21 protein-coding genes and 1 pseudogene are annotated in these 16,633 nt (G+C 68.1%); 10 read left to right on the top strand and 12 right to left on the bottom strand.

The window, feature by feature from the left end; genetic code table 11:
• From RTM68_RS11170 to RTM68_RS11160, 3 genes and pseudogenes are all read left to right on the top strand, one after another.
• Positions 1-415: pseudogene (locus RTM68_RS11170) on the top strand (hypothetical protein); the annotation flags it as partial.
• A complete protein-coding gene (locus RTM68_RS11165) occupies positions 412-1,797 on the top strand; it encodes an NtaA/DmoA family FMN-dependent monooxygenase (RefSeq protein WP_312170819.1) in 1,386 nt (461 codons plus the stop codon). The pseudogene RTM68_RS11170 and the gene RTM68_RS11165, both read left to right, overlap by 4 nt.
• A gap of 21 nt (positions 1,798-1,818) precedes the next feature.
• Complete coding sequence (locus tag RTM68_RS11160; RefSeq protein WP_312170818.1) at positions 1,819-2,235, top strand: DoxX family membrane protein; 417 nt, start codon at positions 1,819-1,821, stop codon at positions 2,233-2,235.
• A 139-nt stretch (positions 2,236-2,374) separates the two neighbouring features.
• On the opposite strand, the gene RTM68_RS11155 is transcribed toward RTM68_RS11160, so the two are convergent.
• The 3 genes from RTM68_RS11155 to RTM68_RS11145 all read right to left on the bottom strand — a co-directional run bounded on the left by RTM68_RS11155 (position 2,375) and on the right by RTM68_RS11145 (position 4,416).
• Complete coding sequence (locus RTM68_RS11155; RefSeq protein WP_312170817.1) at positions 2,375-3,352, bottom strand: SRPBCC family protein; 978 nt, start codon at positions 3,350-3,352, stop codon at positions 2,375-2,377.
• Positions 3,353-3,354: 2 nt separating this feature from the next.
• Positions 3,355-3,768, bottom strand: a complete 414-nt coding sequence (locus tag RTM68_RS11150) for a helix-turn-helix domain-containing protein (protein ID WP_312170816.1) — start codon at positions 3,766-3,768, stop codon at positions 3,355-3,357.
• Between the two features lie 138 nt (positions 3,769-3,906).
• Positions 3,907-4,416: a MarR family winged helix-turn-helix transcriptional regulator gene (locus tag RTM68_RS11145; RefSeq protein WP_312170814.1), complete on the bottom strand. Its 510-nt coding sequence runs from the start codon at positions 4,414-4,416 to the stop codon at positions 3,907-3,909.
• 116 nt (positions 4,417-4,532) lie between these two features.
• Here RTM68_RS11145 and RTM68_RS11140 point away from each other — a divergent pair, with 116 nt between their 5' ends.
• A complete protein-coding gene (locus RTM68_RS11140) occupies positions 4,533-5,324 on the top strand; it encodes an SDR family oxidoreductase (protein ID WP_312170812.1) in 792 nt (263 codons plus the stop codon).
• A 183-nt stretch (positions 5,325-5,507) separates the two neighbouring features.
• Positions 5,508-6,554 carry an NAD(P)-dependent alcohol dehydrogenase gene (locus tag RTM68_RS11135; protein WP_312170810.1) on the top strand — a complete coding sequence of 349 codons (1,047 nt, stop codon included), beginning with the start codon at positions 5,508-5,510 and terminating at the stop codon, positions 6,552-6,554.
• Between the two features lie 85 nt (positions 6,555-6,639).
• Here RTM68_RS11135 and RTM68_RS11130 read toward each other — a convergent pair whose 3' ends face one another.
• Both RTM68_RS11130 and RTM68_RS11125 read right to left on the bottom strand, forming a co-directional pair.
• Positions 6,640-7,281: an NAD(P)H-binding protein gene (locus RTM68_RS11130; protein ID WP_312170808.1), complete on the bottom strand. Its 642-nt coding sequence runs from the start codon at positions 7,279-7,281 to the stop codon at positions 6,640-6,642.
• On the bottom strand, positions 7,278-8,036 hold the full coding sequence (locus tag RTM68_RS11125) for an SDR family oxidoreductase (protein WP_312170806.1): 759 nt from the start codon (positions 8,034-8,036) through the stop codon (positions 7,278-7,280). Before RTM68_RS11125 ends, RTM68_RS11130 begins: the two co-directional genes overlap by 4 nt.
• Before the next feature lie 95 nt (positions 8,037-8,131).
• Here RTM68_RS11125 and RTM68_RS11120 point away from each other — a divergent pair, with 95 nt between their 5' ends.
• On the top strand, positions 8,132-8,689 hold the full coding sequence (locus RTM68_RS11120; RefSeq protein WP_312170804.1) for a TetR family transcriptional regulator: 558 nt from the start codon (positions 8,132-8,134) through the stop codon (positions 8,687-8,689).
• A gap of 137 nt (positions 8,690-8,826) precedes the next feature.
• A complete protein-coding gene (locus RTM68_RS11115) occupies positions 8,827-9,579 on the top strand; it encodes a 3-oxoacyl-ACP reductase FabG (RefSeq protein WP_312170802.1) in 753 nt (250 codons plus the stop codon).
• Between the two features lie 113 nt (positions 9,580-9,692).
• Here the strand turns inward: RTM68_RS11115 and RTM68_RS11110 are convergent, their stop codons facing one another.
• The 4 genes from RTM68_RS11110 to RTM68_RS11095 all read right to left on the bottom strand — a co-directional run bounded on the left by RTM68_RS11110 (position 9,693) and on the right by RTM68_RS11095 (position 12,237).
• Entirely contained in the window at positions 9,693-10,916 is a 1,224-nt protein-coding gene (locus tag RTM68_RS11110; protein WP_312170801.1) for an MFS transporter, read from the bottom strand.
• 112 nt (positions 10,917-11,028) lie between these two features.
• Positions 11,029-11,325 carry a hypothetical protein gene (locus tag RTM68_RS11105; RefSeq protein WP_312170799.1) on the bottom strand — a complete coding sequence of 99 codons (297 nt, stop codon included), beginning with the start codon at positions 11,323-11,325 and terminating at the stop codon, positions 11,029-11,031.
• A 3-nt stretch (positions 11,326-11,328) separates the two neighbouring features.
• Positions 11,329-11,661, bottom strand: a complete 333-nt coding sequence (locus tag RTM68_RS11100; protein WP_312170798.1) for a hypothetical protein — start codon at positions 11,659-11,661, stop codon at positions 11,329-11,331.
• A gap of 120 nt (positions 11,662-11,781) precedes the next feature.
• Positions 11,782-12,237: a MarR family transcriptional regulator gene (locus RTM68_RS11095; protein ID WP_312170796.1), complete on the bottom strand. Its 456-nt coding sequence runs from the start codon at positions 12,235-12,237 to the stop codon at positions 11,782-11,784.
• A gap of 100 nt (positions 12,238-12,337) precedes the next feature.
• On the opposite strand from RTM68_RS11095, the gene RTM68_RS11090 reads away from it, so the two are divergent.
• Together RTM68_RS11090 and RTM68_RS11085 are read left to right on the top strand one after the other, a co-directional pair.
• Entirely contained in the window at positions 12,338-12,601 is a 264-nt protein-coding gene (locus RTM68_RS11090; RefSeq protein ID WP_312170794.1) for a hypothetical protein, read from the top strand.
• The gene (locus RTM68_RS11085) at positions 12,601-13,158 is read left to right on the top strand and encodes a MarR family transcriptional regulator (protein WP_312170793.1); all 558 of its coding nucleotides are present in this window, start codon (positions 12,601-12,603) and stop codon (positions 13,156-13,158) included. The genes RTM68_RS11090 and RTM68_RS11085 overlap by 1 nt, the downstream gene beginning before the upstream one ends.
• A 45-nt stretch (positions 13,159-13,203) precedes the next feature.
• Here the strand turns inward: RTM68_RS11085 and RTM68_RS11080 are convergent, their stop codons facing one another.
• The 3 genes from RTM68_RS11080 to RTM68_RS11070 all read right to left on the bottom strand — a co-directional run bounded on the left by RTM68_RS11080 (position 13,204) and on the right by RTM68_RS11070 (position 15,390).
• A complete protein-coding gene (locus tag RTM68_RS11080) occupies positions 13,204-14,805 on the bottom strand; it encodes an MFS transporter (protein ID WP_312170791.1) in 1,602 nt (533 codons plus the stop codon).
• 103 nt (positions 14,806-14,908) lie between these two features.
• Complete coding sequence (locus tag RTM68_RS11075) at positions 14,909-15,079, bottom strand: CsbD family protein (RefSeq protein WP_241796815.1); 171 nt, start codon at positions 15,077-15,079, stop codon at positions 14,909-14,911.
• Between the two features lie 59 nt (positions 15,080-15,138).
• On the bottom strand, positions 15,139-15,390 hold the full coding sequence (locus RTM68_RS11070; protein ID WP_312170788.1) for a hypothetical protein: 252 nt from the start codon (positions 15,388-15,390) through the stop codon (positions 15,139-15,141).
• Between the two features lie 92 nt (positions 15,391-15,482).
• Between RTM68_RS11070 and RTM68_RS11065 the strand changes: the two genes are divergently transcribed.
• Positions 15,483-16,633: NAD(P)H-binding protein (locus RTM68_RS11065; RefSeq protein ID WP_312170787.1), on the top strand; the 1,151-nt coding region annotated here is incomplete at its 3' end.

Below are 16,633 nucleotides of genomic sequence, written 5' to 3'. Positions count from 1 at the left end.
CGCCGCCGGGTCGGCGTTCGCCGCAGAGGCGGCGGTGCTGCACGCGGCGCAGCGCATCGACGACGCACACCGCGCGGCGCTCGAGGGCGTCGCCGAGAAGACGCCCTTCGAGGCGGCGGATGTCGCGGCCTACTCCGCGCAGATCTCCGTCATCCCGCTCGTGCTGTCCGTGACGACCGACGTCTTCGATGTCGGAGGGTCGTCGTCCGTGGCGCAGAGCCGTGTGCTCGATCGGCACTGGCGGAACGCGCGCACGATCGGTGTGCACAATCCGATCGCCGCCCGCGAGCGCGCCGTCGGATATCGCGTGCTCTTCGGCGAGCTGCCCGACCTTCTCGCCGAGCGGGAGGCCCGGAAGGCGGAGTCCGATGCGCCGGCGAGCACGAGCACGGCTGAAGACGGGAGCCCCGAGTGAGCGCCCGCGACCGCCCCCTGGTGCTCAGCCTCTTCGAGATGGCCTCACCGGTGCATCTCTCGCACGGCCTGTGGACGCATCCGCTGGATCAGCGCCACCGGATCGCCGATCTCTCCTTCTGGCGCGAGCTCGGCTCACTGCTCGAGTACGGGACCTTCGATGAACTCTTCCTCGCCGATGTGCTGGGGGCCTACGACGTGTTCGACGACGGGCTCGGCACAGCGGTGCGCGAGGGGTTCCAGATCCCTGCGCTGGATCCGCTCATCGTGCTCGGCGCACTCGCCGACGCCACCGATCATCTCGGGCTGGTGGCCACCTTCTCGACGACCTATGAGCCGCCCTTCGCCTTCGCGCGACGGCTCGCCACGCTCGATCACCTGTCGAAAGGCCGTATCGGCTGGAACATCGTCACCTCGTACCTCACCAACGCGGCCCGCAACTTCGGGCTCGAGGATCAGATCGAGCACGACGCGCGGTACGGGATCGCCGACGAGTTCCTCGAGGTCGTCTATCGGCTGCTGATGGAGTCGTGGGACGACGAGGCGATCGTCGCCGACAGCCGCCGCCGCGTCTATGCGGAACCGGATGCCGTGCGCTACATCGACCACGTCGGAACCCGCTTCCGGGTGGCGGGGCCCAGCCTGACCGCCCCGAGTGCGCAGCGCCTGCCCGTGCTGTTCCAGGCGGGCAGCTCTCTGCGTGGACTCGATTTCGCGGCGACGCACGCCGAGGTCGTGTTCGTCGGGGGATCGTCGCTCGACGACATCCGCGACAATGTCGAGGCGATCCGCACGAAGGCCGAGGAGTTCGGCCGCGATCCCGACACGATCTCGTTCCTCTCGGCCGCACACGTCGTGGTCGCCGAGACGGAGCAGGCGGCACGGGAGAAGGATGCCGACTACGCCCGGTATCGCACGCCGCGGGAGGCCCTCGCCCAGCCGGGGCGCACCCCTGACCTCGCCCGATACGAGCCCACCGACCTGATCGAGGACATCATCCGGCGCGAGGACCACGGGTACCGGCTGCTGATCCGGGGATGGCGAGCGGGGCAGACCGTCGCCGACGTGATCGCGAAGGCGGCGCCGGCGCGCAGCGGGATCGGTGGCGACTGGAAGATCGTGGGCGACCCGCGTCAAGTGGCGACGCGGCTCGAGCAGATCGCGGACTATGCGCACCTCGACGGCTTCAACCTGAGTCAGGACATCAGCTTCGAGTCCGCGCGCGACTTCATCGAGCTCGTGGTGCCCGAGCTGCGACGGCGAGGGCTGGCCCGATCGAGCTATCGCGACGGGGAGACCCTGCGTGAGCGCCTGTCGCGCGGATCGGCAGGGCCACGACCGCATCCGACGCATCCGGCCTGGCGCGCGCAGCCGGTTCGGTGATCCCCCGCGTACACTCGCACCATGTCGAAGAAGAATGTCGCACGCACGATCGGTCGAGTCTTCCTCGGTTCCTTCCTCGTCTTCGCCGGCGTCTCGCATCTGACGTTCGCGCGTGAGGAGTTCCAGGCGCAGGTGCCGGACTGGGTGCCGCTGGATCCTGACGTGACCGTGCTCGCCTCGGGAGTCGTCGAGGTCGGCCTCGGCGCCGCCCTGCTCGTCGCCCGCAGGCGGCGAGGCCTGGTGGGTATTCTCACCGCGCTGTTCTTCGTCGCCGTGTTCCCGGGCAACATCGCCCAGTGGGTCGAACACCGCGATGCCTTCGGTCTCGACACCGACACCAAGCGCTTCGTGCGGCTGTTCTTCCAGCCGGTGCTCATCGCCCTGGCGATCTGGTCGACACGTTCGCCGCGTCGCGCCGATCGCAAGGCCGCGCTCTGACTTCGCCCGCTTGAGCGGGCGTCCGGTGCGAGGTCGCTTTCGCACCGGAAACCCGCGGATGCGGTGCACTATCGACCCCGCAGCGTGGCCGGGATGCTTTATCGACCCCGCATCCCGGTCGCGCCGGCACTGGTGAACGTCAGACCGTGAGCAGCTCCCGCTCGAGACGGTCGTACGAGGCCTCCATGCCGTCGGCCATGCCGGTGGCGAGGATCATGTCGCGCGTCTCCTTGTCGGGGTACTCGATGTACAGGGTGATCAGCGTCGCGCCGTCCTCTTCATAGAGGTTCAGGTCGTTCAGCGTCTCGACCGGCATCCCGATCATCCGCTCGGTCTGCACCGAGCGCCGAGGTGCATCGATCAGCAGTGCCTCGCCCTCGAAGCCGAACGGCTGTCCCTCGGTGTCGCCGACCGGCGCCCACGAGTTGCGGTACGTCTGGCCGACCTCGGTCGCGACGACGCACTCGGTCATCTCCCACCCGTCGGGTCCGAGCAGCCACTTCTTCATGAGCTCGGGCTCGTTGTGGGCGCGCCAGACCAGCTCGCGCGGCCCCTCGACGAGGCGGGTGATGCGCACGTGCACGTCGTCGAGAAGCTCTACACGGGTGCCCTTGCCCTGCGCGTAGTCGCGCAGATCCTGCAGCACGGCGTCGAGCTGGCTCATCGCGAGCGTCGTGCCCTCGACGGCGCCCATCGCCACCACCTGCTCGAGCGCGTCGGCCGAGGCGAAGTAGCTCGTGTTGACCATGCGGGTGCCGTCGGCGGTCGATTCGAACGTGAAGACCATGCGCATGGAGGGCAGGTTCGCGTCGGGCGTGCCGTCTTCATCGGCGAATGCGTCGAGCACCTCGAAGCTGTGCGGAGCGTCGATGCGCAGGAACTCCCACGTGCCCGAGGCCTTCTCACCGCGAGGGCCGTTCATCGTGTAGTTCGCCTTGCCTCCGACCGTGTGGTCCCAGGCGGTGAAGGTGGCCGGCCATCCGGGAGGGCCCCAGAAGCGCTCGAGCTGGCGCGGGTCGGTGTAGGCGTCCCATACGCGCTCGACGGGCGCCGCCAGATCGGCGATGACGGTCATCGTGAGGTTTTCGGCATCGGTTACGACGTCAGTGACAGGCATTGTCAGACTCCTTCTTCGGTTCGTGGATCATCGGTGTCGGTGCTGGTGGTGTCGGTGGGCGTTCTGTCGGTGGTGGGTGCCGGCGTCTCGGCCAGCAGATCGTCGAGTCGGGCGATGCGCGACCGCCACAGCTCTTCGTATCGGGCGAGGAGCGCCCTGGCGCGGGCGATCATCTCGGGGTTCGCGCGGACGAGCCGCTCGCGTCCCTCGGCGCGCTTGACGATGAGATTCGCCGCTTCGAGCACGGCCACATGCTTCTGCACCGCGGCGAACGACATCTCGTATTCGGAGGCGAGGGTCGAGACGGACTGCTCCCGCTCGATCGTCCGACGCAGGATGTCGCGTCGGGTCGACGTCGCCAATGCGTGGAACACACGGTCGACCTCCGCTTCGCTCAGTTCTCTTTGTGCAACCATTTGGTTGTACGTTATGCCTGAGTAAGGGGGATGTCAAGAGGTTTCGGTGCACGCGCGATCGATGGCGCATCGCTCTACAGGCACGCCAACGCCGCCTCTTCCGACCGAGACGGGCGACCGCGACTCCCGCGGGCCGCGCTACTCGGCCTGCTGCGCCCCCATGTCGTGAGGTCTCCAGCCGGCATCCGGTCCGATCGTCGCCGACACCTTCCGCGTGATCACACCCAGCGCCTTGGCCTGCGCCGGGGAGACGCTCTCGAAGATCAGCCGACGGATCAGAGCGTGGTGAGCCGGGGTCGATTCGATGACCTTGTCGCGACCGGCGTCGGTGAGGACGCCGAAGGTGAAGCGCCCGTCTGCGGGATCGACCTCGCGGCGCACCCACCCCTTCGCCTCCAGACGAGAGATGGCTCGTGACAGCCGAGACAGCGTGGAACTGGCGAAGCCGGCGAGAACGCTCAGTCGAAGCGAGGAATCCGGCGCGGAGTAGAGCGCGAACAGGATGCCGTGCTCGAAGTTCGTCAGTCCGCTGTCGCGCTGCAACTGTGCGTCGAGGGCAGCCGGGAGCCGCTCGAGCAACGTCGCGACACCTGCCCAGACATCGAGCTCCTGGGGGGTGAGCGAGTTGATCTCCGCATTGTCGGCCATGTGTCGATAGTAGCGCACGACCGACGATTGACTTGCGCAAGCAAGTGAATCGTCATAACATCAGTTTCCTAAGCAAGTCATCGGCGTCGAGTCAGGCGCCCGTCTCAGGAGATTTCATGGATCTGCAGTTGCAGGATAAGAAGGCATTCATCAGCGGCTCGACGCAGGGAATCGGCTACGCGATCGCGGCTGCGCTGGCCGCCGAAGGCGCCTCGGTCGTTCTCAACGGGCGCGACGTCGCACGACTGGATGCAGCCGTCGAGCGCCTCAAGAGCGAGCACCCGGACGCGGACATCTCGGGCGTCGCGGCCGACTTCGCTCATGCCGACGAGGTGGCGCGCCTTGTCGAGTCACTGGGAGAGGTCGACATCCTCGTGAACAACGTGGGGCTGTTCGGGCTCGCGGAGTTCGCATCGGTCACCGATGAGGACTGGGCCCGCTACTTCGAGGTGAACGTCATGAGCGGCGTGCGTCTCTCTCGCGCCCTTCTCGGCGGGATGCTCGAACGCGGTTCGGGCCGAGTGGTGTTCATCAGCAGTGAGTCCGGCGTGAACGTGCCGGCCGACATGATCCACTACGGCATGACCAAGGCGGCGATGCTCGCCGTCGGCAACGGGCTCGCCAAGCTCACCCGCGGCACCGCGGTCACGGTCAACACGATCCTCGGCGGCCCGACGTTCTCAGACGGAGTGGCAGCATCCGTGGCGGCGGTGGCGGACGCCCAGTCGCTCCCGGCCGAGGCGATGAAAGACGCGATCATCGCGCAGAATCGCACCACGCTGCTCGAACGATTCATCGAGCCGACGGAGATCGCGCATCTCGTGGCCTACATCGCGAGCCCGCTCTCGTCAGCGACGAACGGGGCAGCTCTGCGGGCGGACGGAGGAGTCCTCACCGCGATGCTGTGACCCCCACCGACCCGGGATCGACGCGGCAGCGTCGCGTCGATCCCGGGCGACGGAGAGACCGCGCCACCCGTGACGCCGAGGCCAGGCCCTCGCCGACGTCCGATAATTGAGGTGGCAGGTTCGAGCGCTCCCGCCTTCCGCACCGCGCGGCAGACCACTCGATCTGCCGGAAGGAAGACACGTATGAAAGCTCTCCGCTACGTCGAGATCGGCAAGCCCCCGGTCGTGGTCGACATCCCGATTCCGAAGCCCGGTCCCGGCCAGGTCCTGCTCAAGGTCACTGCCGGCGGGGTGTGCCACTCCGACGACTACGTCATGGGCCTGCCCGAGAAGGATTATCTCGAGCAGAGCTACCCGCTGCCGCTGACGCTCGGTCATGAGGGCGCCGGAATCGTGCACGAGATCGGCGAGGGCGTCGATTCGACGCTCAAGGTCGGGGATGCGGTCGCGGTCTACGGGCCGTGGGGCTGCGGACGCTGCCACAACTGCTCGCAGGGCATGGAGAACTACTGCACCAACGCCGCCGCCGAGGGCATCCGCCCTCCCGGTCTCGGAAGCCAGGGCTCGATGGCCGAGTACATGATCGTCGACGACGCACGCCACCTCGTGCCGCTCGGCGACCTCGACCCCGTGCAGAACGTCTCGCTCACCGACGCGGGCCTCACGCCGTATCACGCGATCAAGCGCTCGCTTTCGAAGCTCGGCGCCGGCACCTTCGCCGTCGTCATCGGCACCGGTGGACTCGGCCACGTCGGCATCCAGATCCTGAAGGCGATCTCGGGCGCCACCGTCATCGCGCTCGACGTGAACGACACCAAGCTCGCCCTCGCCACCGAAGTCGGCGCCGATCACGTGCTGATCAGCGATGCGTCCGCGGCCGAGAAGATCCGCGAGATCACCGGCGGCCTCGGCGCGAACGCCGTGTTCGACTTCGTCGGAGCGAACCCGACGATGGCCCTGGCGCAGAGCGTGGCGGCACTCGACGCCGACGTCACGATCGTCGGCATCGGCGGAGGCACCATGTCGCTCGGCTTCGGCTCGATCGCCTACGACGCCGCCGTGCGCATCCCCTACTGGGGTTCTCGCTCCGAGCTGATCGAGGTGCTCGATCTCGCCCGCGCCGGCAAGATCCACGTACAGACCGAGACGTACTCGCTAGACGACGGGCCGAAGGCCTACGAGGACCTCGCCGCGAACAGCATCCGCGGCCGCGCCGTCATCGTTCCCTGACCGAGAGGTGCCGTGCGGTCGAATGCCGACCGCACGGCGCTGAGGTTCCACTCGCCCGACTCGGCGACAGCTGCCCGAGCGAGGATCAGACGAGAGCGGCCATCCGTGCGATCTCGTCTTCCACAGACCGCGTCCCCTGCACGAGCTCCCACGTGTGGCCCGCAGCGCGGTCGTCGTCGAGAGCGGCGACCGCCACACGGGCGACGTCATCACGGGTCACGGCGCCGATCGGCAGGACTCCGGTCGGAGCGAGCTGCACGCGACCCTGGCCACGACTGTTCAGGAGTTCGCCGGGCTGCAGGATGGTCCAGCGCAGGCTCGACGCACGAAGACCGTGCTCCGACGCCTCTTTGGCGCCGAAGTACGTGCCCCAGAACCCGCCGTAGTACTCCGCCGGGCGGTCTCGCCCCACCCCCATACCGGTGACGAGCACGAAACGATCGACTCCCGCCCGCTCGGCGGCGTCCACGACGCGCAGCGCCCCGTCCCGGTCGACGCGGATCGGGTCGCCTGCCGCCGCGAAGACGACGGCGTCGACTCCGTCGAGCAGATCCGCGAGCTCGTCGACGCTCGCGGTCGCGAGGTCGGCGGATGCCGCCCGCGTCGCGCCGGACACGCGTCCACCGCGGCGGCTGACGGCGATCACGTCGCGCCCCGCGGCGACCAGACGCTCGACGACGCGCCCACCGGTCTGTCCGGTGGCACCGAAGACGGCGACGACGCTCACAGGAGCACCCCGCCCGACACCTCGATGCGCTCACCGGTCACCCAGCGCAGGTCGCTCGAGACGAACGCGGCCACGGCGTGGGCGATCTCCTCGGGCTCTCCGACACGGCCGAGCGCCGTCTGCTGCCCCAGTCCGTGACGGAGCTCGACGTTGTCCCGCATCGCTCCGCCGTTGAAGTCCGTGGCCGTGGGGCCAGGGGCGATCGTGTTGATCCGGATCCCGCGCTTTCCGAGCTCACTCGCCAGGCTTCGCGACAGCGCCTCGATGGCCGCCTTCGACGCCGCGTAGACCGAGGTCGCCGGACTGACATGCCGGCTCAGCGAGCTCGAGATGTTCACGATGCGCGCACCCTCGCTCAGGTGCGGCAGGAAGGCCTGGATGACGAACAGCGGACCCCGCACGTTGACGGCGAAGGTGCGGTCGAACTCCTCGCCCGTCACCTCTCCGATCGGCGCGAAGAGACCGACGCCGGCGTTGTTGACGAGCACCTCGATGCTCGATCCCGGCCACTTTTCGGCGATCGCGGCGAGCGCGGCATCGCGGGCCTGCAGGATGCCGTCGAGGTCGGCGACGTCGAGCGCCAGCGGCAGTGCTTCGCCGCCGCCGGCGGTGATCTCATCGACGACTGCCGTGGCGTCCTGCACGTCGCGTGCCGCCACGATGACCCGGTGCCCCCGCTCGGCGAGCGCACGGGCCGTCGCCCGGCCGAGCCCACGGCCCGCACCGGTGACGAGGGCGATTCCTGATTCGTTCACACGTTCCTCCGTAAGTAAATGTCTACTTACTCATAAGATAGAGACAGAAGGAGCGCGAGTCAAGCCGCGACCAGCCACCCAGGAGACGAGAGAACATGGCGACAAGGGATGCCGAGGCCACGAAGACGCGAATCCTCGCTGCGGCCGTGGAGGAGTTCGCCGCACACGGACTCGCCGGCGGGCGTGTCGACAGGATCGCGAAGGCGGCGAGCAGCAACGTCCGAATGATCTACGCGTACTTCGGCGACAAGAGCGGCCTCTTCGATGCGGCCCTCGTGACCGCGCTCCGAAAACTGGCCAGTGACGCCCCTCCCCGCCCCTACGACCTTCCCGGCTGGGCGGGCGACGTGTTCGACCACCATCGGCAGCATCCCGATGTGCTGCGCTTGAGCATGTGGGCACAGCTCGAGCGCCCCTCGGCCACCGCGGCGCCATTGGAGACCTATGCCGACAAGGTCGACCTGATCCGCCCGACCGCCCCCGCGCCGTTCTCGCCGGTCGATGTCCTCGTGATCGTCTACGCGGTGGCACAGGCATGGTTCCTCTCGCCGATCGGACTCACCGGACTCGAGGGAGACGCCGACGGCGAAGAGCGACTCGCCGCGCATCGCGCATCCGTGGTCGCCGCGGTCGAGCGGATGCTGCACACCTGACGGCATCCCCCTCAGCCGACCCTGAGAATTTCCATTCACGCGCATCCATCCCCCTCCCGCAGGCGTAGGCTGGAGAGAAGGACGGACCGTCCGAGAAGATCTCCCGGCACCGCGACCGTCCGGAAGAGGAGTCACCCGTGGCTCAGTACGACGTCTCGAACCGCTCGGCGATCGTGACGGGGGCGGGCAGCGGAATCGGACGCTCGACCGCTCTGCTTCTCGCCCAGAACGGCGCATCCGTGGTCGTCAACGACCTGAACGCCGAGCACGCGAATGCGGTGGTCGACGAGATCCGCGCCGCCGGCGGCACCGCCGAGGCATCCGTCGGAGATGCGACCGACGTCTCCTGGATCGCCAGCTCGGTCGAGCTCGCGAACACGCTCGCCCCGCTGCGCATCGGCGTCAACAACGCGGGCATCGGCGGAGCATCCGCCCCCACCGCCGAATACGACGATGAGGACTGGGACAAGGTCATCTCGATCAACCTCAACGCCGTCTTCCGCAACATGAAGGCGCAGATCCCCTCGATCCTCGCGAACGGCGGCGGCTCGGTCGTCAACATCGCCTCGATCCTCGGCAGCGTCGGCTTCGCGAACTCCCCCGCCTACGTCGCCGCCAAGCACGCGGTCGTCGGCATGACCAAGTCGGCCGCCCTCGAGTACTCCGCACAGGGCGTGCGCGTGAACTCGGTCGGCCCCGGCTTCATCGACACCCCGCTGCTCGCCACCATGGGCGAAGAGGCCAAGAACTTCCTCATCAGCAAGCACCCGATCGGCCGCCTCGGCCAGGCCGACGAGGTCGCGAACCTCATCGCATTCCTCGCCAGCGACGCCGCGAGCTTCATCACGGGCAGCTACCACCTCGTCGACGGCGGCTACACCGCCCCCTGAGGTTCGGGTGCCGCGCGCATCACGGCACGCGTGCAGGACGAACGGATGCAGGGTGAGATCGCCGATCTCACCCTGCATCCGTTCTTCCTGCATCCGGAGCCGAGGGCACCCACTCAGCCCCGCGGCTTACGCCCCTCGAGCACTCCGGCGAGCAGCACCGCGACGAACGCGGCCGCGGGAGCGACGAGCAACCCCGCCCGCAGACTCTCGTTCTCGGCGATGAACCCGACGAACGGCGGCGAGAGCAGGAATCCGAGCCGCAGCAGCCACGACACGATCGTGAGCCCGACACCGGCGCGCAGTCCGGGCAGCTCATCCGCCGCGTGCATCGCCGCCGGGATGAGCGTCGCGATGCCGAAGCCCACGGCCGCGAAGCCCGCGATCGTGCCCGGGACGCTCGGGAAGAGCAGCGCGAGCGTCATGCCGGCCGTCGCGATGAGGCCGCCGACCCGGGCGACGGCGCGCTGGCCGAAGCGGTCGGTCATGCCGTCGCCGAGCATCCGCCCGATGAACTGCGCACCGACGAGGGCGATGAAGCCGAGAGGTGCGACGGCGGCCGCCGCCCCGAGCGACTCCGACAGATACAGGGTCGCCCACGAGTTGCCGGCATCCTCGGCGATCGCCCCGGCCATCGCGATGAGCGTGAGGGCTATCACTGTCAGCACCACGCGCGGGGTGACGCCCCGACGCACGGCCGCCTGCAGTTCGACGGGGTCGGCGGTGGCCTCGGCATCGGCCTCTTCATCGCGTCCGGGAAGACAGAATCCGAGAGCGGTGATCGCGACGGCGGCGAAGACAGCCGTCGAGATGCCGAGGTGCACGCCCAGAGGCAGCTGCAGGGCGATCGCGGCGGCGGCCATTCCCCCACCGATCACCGCGCCGATCGACCAGATCGCGTGGAACGAGTTGATGATCGAGCGACCGAATCGACGCTGCACGCGCAGGCCGTGCGCGTTCTGCGCGACGTCGGTGATGGCATCGGACGCTCCACCGAGCAGCAGCGCCAGGGCGAACAGGATGCCCGACGGCGCGAGCGCCGCAGCGAGCAGGCCGAGCCCCGTGGCGACCGTGCCGATGACGGCGATCTTCGCCGAACCGAACCGTCGGATCAGCACCGCAGCCAGGAGCCCTGCGGCGATGGCACCCGCGGGGAAGGCGGCGATCGCGAGACCGTAGCCGACGTTGTCGAGGCCGAGCGCGGACTTGATCTCGGGATAGCGCGGAAGGATGTTGGCGAAGAGCGCGCCGTTGGTGAGGAACAGCGCCGAGACGGCGATGCGAGCGCGCCGCACAGCCCGATCGGGGGCTGGTCGTCGAATCGATTCGGCGGGAGTCATGCGTACGATCGTACACGTAACCTCGGGGGCTCAAGAATTAAGTCCGAGACTGCGGAAACAGGTGACCGAACGCAGAAACGCCGCCCCGGTGGGGCGGCGCTCTCGTTCGGATCTAGACCAGTGACTCGGGGGCGACCGAGGGTTCGGCGGCACCGGCCGCCATGATCACGGCCTCCTTGGCCTCGTCGAGTTCGTCGAAGCGGCCGACGAACTCCGAGCTCGGTCCGAAGGCACTGAAGCCCTCGCCCGGCGTCCCGGTGATCGACCCCAGGAATTGGCGCCGATCGTTGCCGACGTGGAATCCCGGATCGACCTCGACCCAGAGGCCGCGCGGTGCGACCGAGGCTCCGACCTTCTTAGCCGTCGAGCTGGCGGCCGCCTTCGCGGCCTTGCGTATGCGCGTCGACATGGCTCATGCACTCAGGGCGTGCACACCGCGGGTGGCCCGCAGTGCTGACGAGAACTCGTCGCTCGTGAGGTCGAGGCCCCGAGCGGAGTTGGCGGCGTTCATCATCGCGACCAGCAGCGAACGGTCGAGATCATGGTCGTCGTCCTCCATCACGAACCGGAGCGGGATGGATGCGTGGATCCAGAGCGTCTCGGCGACTCCGGTCGAGGCTTCGATCGTCAGGGGGAAGGACTCGTTGCGCCGGAGCTTGGTCACGATCACCGTGCGCAGGTGCGCGATGATCGCGTCATCGATATCGATCGGCGTGCTGGTGTTTCCGTAGGCCAGGTGACCCATGATTCCTCCTCGTCGTAGACGATTCGATCGCGAAGACCGCAGGCGATTCGCTCAAGAGAAAGATTACTAGGTTACCTAGCTAATTAGCAAAGGCTGATTAACAGAAACCGTCACGAGCGGTCATGGAAGGTCGCTGATCTCCTCGGTGAGGCGGCGCAGGAACCGGGCGACGACATCGGTCTGATCAGGGGTGAACTCGCTCGCGATCGACTCGATGCGCTGGGTGAGATCGTCGACCGGAGAGTTGAGATCGCGGAGCGAGGGGCGCAGCACCTTCGATCGGGCATCCCCCGGATGCGGCGCGACGACCACCTGGCCACGATCCTGCAGCCGACGGAGGATGCTCGTCACCGCCGCCGTGCTGACGCCCAGATGCGCGGCGAGACCGCCGGGAGTCGCAGGGGCGTCGTCGGGGGCCTCGGCGATGAACCGCATGGCCTCTCGGTCGGTGTCGTTGGGTGCGCGCACGGCGGAGAGCCGTCGCGCGAACTGCGCTTCGGCTCGACGGAGTTCGTCGACTCGCATGACGAGATCAGACGCGATCGTGCGCGTGTCGTTGCTGACTGTGCCAGCCATTCGTCACCCCCTGACCCCTCCATGCTACTCGAAAGACACGTAACGAGTCAGACTAGCGAAACCCAATGCCACCGGCAACTCCGTTCGGATGCGAAGATGGATGTCTGTCGGAAAGGACGTCATGGTCGAGCGATTCACCCTCGAGGACGCGGGATACATCCTGTATGCCGAGATGCTCGAGCGCCTGCACGAGCGTTTCCCGACGATTCCGACGTGGCGTCTCGACCAGATCGTCACGGCAGAACACGACGCGATCACAGGTGGCATCCTGCAGATCGTGCCCTCCGAGGTCGAATCCGGCGCGATCGAGATGCTCGAGCGCGAGCAGGGAGCAGACCTGAGCGACGACGGCGAGGTGGCATGATGGCCGGTCCTGAGGAGTTCTCCCGCTCCGGATACTGGTATCCGGAGTCCGACAGCGCCAGCACGGTCGACGTCCTCAATCTCCTGCGTCGCTACCGCTCCGCAGAGACCGCGATGCGTGCGCGCACCCGGGCGTCGATGGGCATGAACGAGACCGATCTCGTCGCGCTGCGCTTCCTGCTGCGCGAACAGCGCGCCGGTCGCATCGTGCGCCCGATCGATCTCGCCCGCGTGCTCGACATCTCGACGGCATCCACCACCACGCTCATCGATCGCCTCGAGAAGGGCGGTCACGCCCGTCGCGAGCCGCACCCCACCGACCGCCGCGCCGGCGTCGTGGTGCCGACCGTGAGCAGCGACGACGAGGTGCGCGAGACCCTCGGTGCGATGCACCGCCGCATGCTCGCGCTCGTCGACGAGATGAGCGACAAGGAGCGCGCCGTCGTCACGCGGTTCCTCGCCGGCATGACCTCGGCGATCGAGGAGGCGACGGATCTCGATCAGGAGCTCCGCGACGTCATCCGCTCGCACGAGGAATCGGAGTCGGCGGGCGAGTAGCCGCCGAGGGCCGGCCGACGAACGACCGGCCACCCGACGGGTCGGTCAGGCCTTCTCGACCTGACCTTCCGGCTGCTCATCCGCCTGAGCATCCTGCTGCGCCTGCTCGGCGAGCTCTGCCACGTACTCCGCGTTCTCGAGGCGCTCGGGGAAGAGCTCGTCGAGGTCGAGGTCGGGATTCTCCTCCTGCGTCTCGACGAGTTCGATCGCCTCTTCGATGGTCTGCACGCTCGGCATCGCGCCGGGCAGCGGGCGTCGCGCCGACTCCTTGAGCACGACCACGGCGATGAAGCCGGCGATCGACGTGCCGATCACGTAGAACGCCGGGGCGAGCGACGAGCCGGTCATCTGCACGAGCGCCTCCATGACGACCGGAGCCGTACCGGCGAAGAGGGCGACCGCGAGGTTGTACGAGATGCCCATGCCGCCGTAGCGCGAGGAGGTCGGGAAGAGCGCGGGCAGCGACGAGGCGAGATTCGCCACGTAGAACGTCACCGGGAAGGCGAGCAGCACGAGTCCGAGCAGGGTCGACCAGATCTCGCCGTGCATCATGAACAGGAACGACGGGACGGCCAGCACGATCGCCGAGACCGATCCGATGAACAGCACCTTCTTGCGGCCGATGCGGTCGGAGAGCTTTCCGGTGAGCGGGATGCAGAGCGCCATCGCGATCAGCACGGGGAGCGTGAGCAGCGTGCCGTGCACCTCGTCGTAGCCGAGGGTTCCCGTGAGGTACGTCGGCATGTACGAGGTCAGCGCGTAGCCGACCGTGTTCGCCGCGGCGACGAGCACGAAGGCCGTGAGCAGTTCGCGCCAGTAGGCGCGGATCAGCGCGATGACGCCCTTCGGAGCATCCGCGGACTCCTTCGCGTCGTCGGATGCGCGCTGTGCGGCATCCTGCGCCTCCTGGAAGGCCGGGGTGTCTTCGATCTTGAGGCGGAAGTAGATCGCGATGAGTCCGAGCGGCAGGGCGACGAGGAACGGGATGCGCCAGGCGAACCCCTGCATGACCTCGGCCGAGAGCGTGAGCTGCAGGATCGACACGAATGCGGCACCGATCGCGAAGCCCATGTACGAGCCGAGGTCGAGCAGCGAGGCGTAGAAGCCGCGGCGCTTGTCGGGCGCGTACTCGGTGATGAAGGTCGTGGCACCGGCGTACTCGCCGCCGGTCGAGAAGCCCTGCGCGAGCTTGAGCACGATGAGCAGGATGGGCGCCCAGACGCCGATGACCGAGAAGTCGGGCAGCACACCGATGAGGAACGTCGCGGCGGCCATCATGATGAGCGTGAACGCGAGCACGCGCTGGCGACCCATGCGGTCGCCGAGCTGGCCGAGCACGATGCCGCCGAGCGGGCGGGCGACGAAGGTCACGGCGAAGACGCCGAGCGAGAACAGCGATTGCGCGCCGGCGGAGGCATCCGGCAGGAATGCACGGCCGATGATGACCGCGAGGTATCCGTAGACACCGATGTCGTACCACTCCATGAGGTTGCCGACCACGGTGCCGGCCACCGCGCGGCGGAGCATCGGCCGGTCGACGACCGTCACGTCGTCGACGGTGAGACGACGGAGCTCGTCATCCTTGACGAGTCCCAGGCGGCGCCCGAGGCGCCTCCACAGGGAGTCCTTCTTCACAGTTTCCGACATGGTGCCTTGCCTTCTTCCCTCTTTCGTTCCCGCGTGAGACCACGTGCGGGAACAGACGACGGGGAGGCGACAGTCGTCGCCTCCCCGCACACTGTGACGGCTCTCAGTTGAGCGCGTCCTTGACGTTCTCGCCGGCCTTCTTGACGCTGGCCTTGGCCTGGTCGGCGCGACCCTCGGCCTCGAGCTTCTCATTGTCGGTCACCTTGCCGACGGCTTCCTTCGCCTTGCCGGTGAGGTCCTGAGCGGCGTTCTTGATCTTGTCATCGAGTCCCATGGGGGGCCTTTCTCTCTTCCAACGGTGGTCTGGGTGGGCTTGTCTGATCTTGCGGCGCCTCAGAGCGGCACGGACAGGAGGCCGGCGATCAGCGGCAGCGACCCTGCCGCGACGAGCGAGACGAGTCCCGCGATGCCGAGCGCTGTCCAGAGGGGCGAGCGGGCGACGCCGATCGCGACGGGTTCGATGCCCGTCGAACGCCCGACGGCGTCCCGTGCCGAGAGCGGAGCGAGGCTGGCAGAGTCCGGCGCGAGAAGCGTGGGGCGCGCGGAACGGCGGGTTCTCGTGCGGGTCTCCGTCGTCGCGGTCATGTCCTCACCTTCCTCGGGCAGAAGATTACTAGATGAACTAGTCATATACCAACCTAGTGAAAAACTCAGGCTTCGCGCCTACGCTCGGGAACATGACCGAGCTCACCCAGCCCACCGGGCACGAAGACGCCCTCCGCGCACACTCCCGTGACGACGGGTCGGCGCCTCGCGCCCTCGTGCTCGGAGCCACCGGCTACATCGGCGGGCGGCTCACCCCCCGGCTCGTGAACGCCGGATACCGGGTGCGACTGCTCGCCCGCGACGCCGCGCGCGCGGCATCCTTCCCCTGGGGTTCGGACTGCGAGATCGTCGAGGGATCCGCAGACGACGCGGATGCCGTGGCCGAGGCCATGGACGACGTCGACGTGGTCTACTACCTGATCCATTCGATGACCGCGGGCAAGGGCTTCGAAGAGAGCGACGAGCGGGCGGCGACGACGGTGGCGGATGCAGCGGCGAAGGCCGGTGTGCGCAGGATCGTCTACCTCGGCGGACTGCATCCCGACGACGCGAAGCTCTCGCCCCACCTGCGCTCGCGGGTGCGGGTCGGCGAGATCTTCCTCGAGTCCGGGGTGCCGACGCTCGTGCTGCAGGCCGGGGTCGTGATCGGCTCGGGGTCGGCCTCGTTCGAGATGATCCGTCACCTCACCGACGTGCTGCCGTACATGCCGGCACCGAAGTGGGTGCGCAACCGCATCCAGCCGATCGCCGTGCGCGACGTGCTGCACTACCTGCTGGGCGCGGCCCGCGTCGAGGATTCCGTGAACCGCGCGGTCGACATCGGCGGCCCCGACGTGCTGCGCTACGGGCAGATGATGAACGGCTATGCCCTCGAGGCCGGACTCCGCCAGCGCGCGATCGCCTCGCTGCCGGTGCTGACGCCCGGACTCGCCTCGCACTGGGTCAACCTCGTGACGCCGGTGCCGCGCTCGATCGCCCGCCCGCTGGTCGCCTCGCTGCAGAACGAGTGCATCGTGAAGGACCACACGGTCGACGACCTCATCCCGCGGCCCGAGAAGGGACTCACCCCGTATCGGCGGGCGGTCGCGATGGCGCTGGGACGCGTGGACGCCGACACGATCGAGACGAGCTGGCAGGATGCCGAGGTCTCGGGCGCTCCGAGTGATCCGCTGCCGAGCGACCCGGAGTGGGCGGGACGCACCGTGTTCACGGATGCCCGATCGCTGCGCACGAAGGCCCCCGTCGACGGGCTGTGGCGCGTGATCATCGGCATCGGCGGCGA

The sequence above is a fragment of the Microbacterium sp. genome (genome assembly GCF_031988965.1).
Lineage (GTDB): Bacteria > Actinomycetota > Actinomycetes > Actinomycetales > Microbacteriaceae > Microbacterium.
The sequence above is the reverse complement of the archived record's forward strand: the minus strand, read 5'-3'. Positions and strand labels throughout refer to the sequence as shown.

Excerpts from the sequence above, each read along its gene's own strand:
- RTM68_RS11160 (WP_312170818.1), top strand. The coding sequence starts at position 1,819 with ATGTCGAAGAAGAATGTCGCACGCACGATCGGTCGAGTCTTCCTCGGT.
- RTM68_RS11155 (WP_312170817.1), bottom strand. The coding sequence starts at position 3,352 with ATGCCTGTCACTGACGTCGTAACCGATGCCGAAAACCTCACGATGACC.
- RTM68_RS11150 (WP_312170816.1), bottom strand. The coding sequence starts at position 3,768 with ATGGTTGCACAAAGAGAACTGAGCGAAGCGGAGGTCGACCGTGTGTTC.
- RTM68_RS11145 (WP_312170814.1), bottom strand. The coding sequence starts at position 4,416 with ATGGCCGACAATGCGGAGATCAACTCGCTCACCCCCCAGGAGCTCGAT.
- RTM68_RS11140 (WP_312170812.1), top strand. The coding sequence starts at position 4,533 with ATGGATCTGCAGTTGCAGGATAAGAAGGCATTCATCAGCGGCTCGACG.
- RTM68_RS11135 (WP_312170810.1), top strand. The coding sequence starts at position 5,508 with ATGAAAGCTCTCCGCTACGTCGAGATCGGCAAGCCCCCGGTCGTGGTC.
- RTM68_RS11120 (WP_312170804.1), top strand. The coding sequence starts at position 8,132 with ATGGCGACAAGGGATGCCGAGGCCACGAAGACGCGAATCCTCGCTGCG.
- RTM68_RS11110 (WP_312170801.1), bottom strand. The coding sequence starts at position 10,916 with ATGACTCCCGCCGAATCGATTCGACGACCAGCCCCCGATCGGGCTGTG.
- RTM68_RS11105 (WP_312170799.1), bottom strand. The coding sequence starts at position 11,325 with ATGTCGACGCGCATACGCAAGGCCGCGAAGGCGGCCGCCAGCTCGACG.
- RTM68_RS11100 (WP_312170798.1), bottom strand. The coding sequence starts at position 11,661 with ATGGGTCACCTGGCCTACGGAAACACCAGCACGCCGATCGATATCGAT.
- RTM68_RS11095 (WP_312170796.1), bottom strand. The coding sequence starts at position 12,237 with ATGGCTGGCACAGTCAGCAACGACACGCGCACGATCGCGTCTGATCTC.
- RTM68_RS11090 (WP_312170794.1), top strand. The coding sequence starts at position 12,338 with ATGTCTGTCGGAAAGGACGTCATGGTCGAGCGATTCACCCTCGAGGAC.
- RTM68_RS11085 (WP_312170793.1), top strand. The coding sequence starts at position 12,601 with ATGGCCGGTCCTGAGGAGTTCTCCCGCTCCGGATACTGGTATCCGGAG.
- RTM68_RS11080 (WP_312170791.1), bottom strand. The coding sequence starts at position 14,805 with ATGTCGGAAACTGTGAAGAAGGACTCCCTGTGGAGGCGCCTCGGGCGC.
- RTM68_RS11075 (WP_241796815.1), bottom strand. The coding sequence starts at position 15,079 with ATGGGACTCGATGACAAGATCAAGAACGCCGCTCAGGACCTCACCGGC.
- RTM68_RS11070 (WP_312170788.1), bottom strand. The coding sequence starts at position 15,390 with ATGACCGCGACGACGGAGACCCGCACGAGAACCCGCCGTTCCGCGCGC.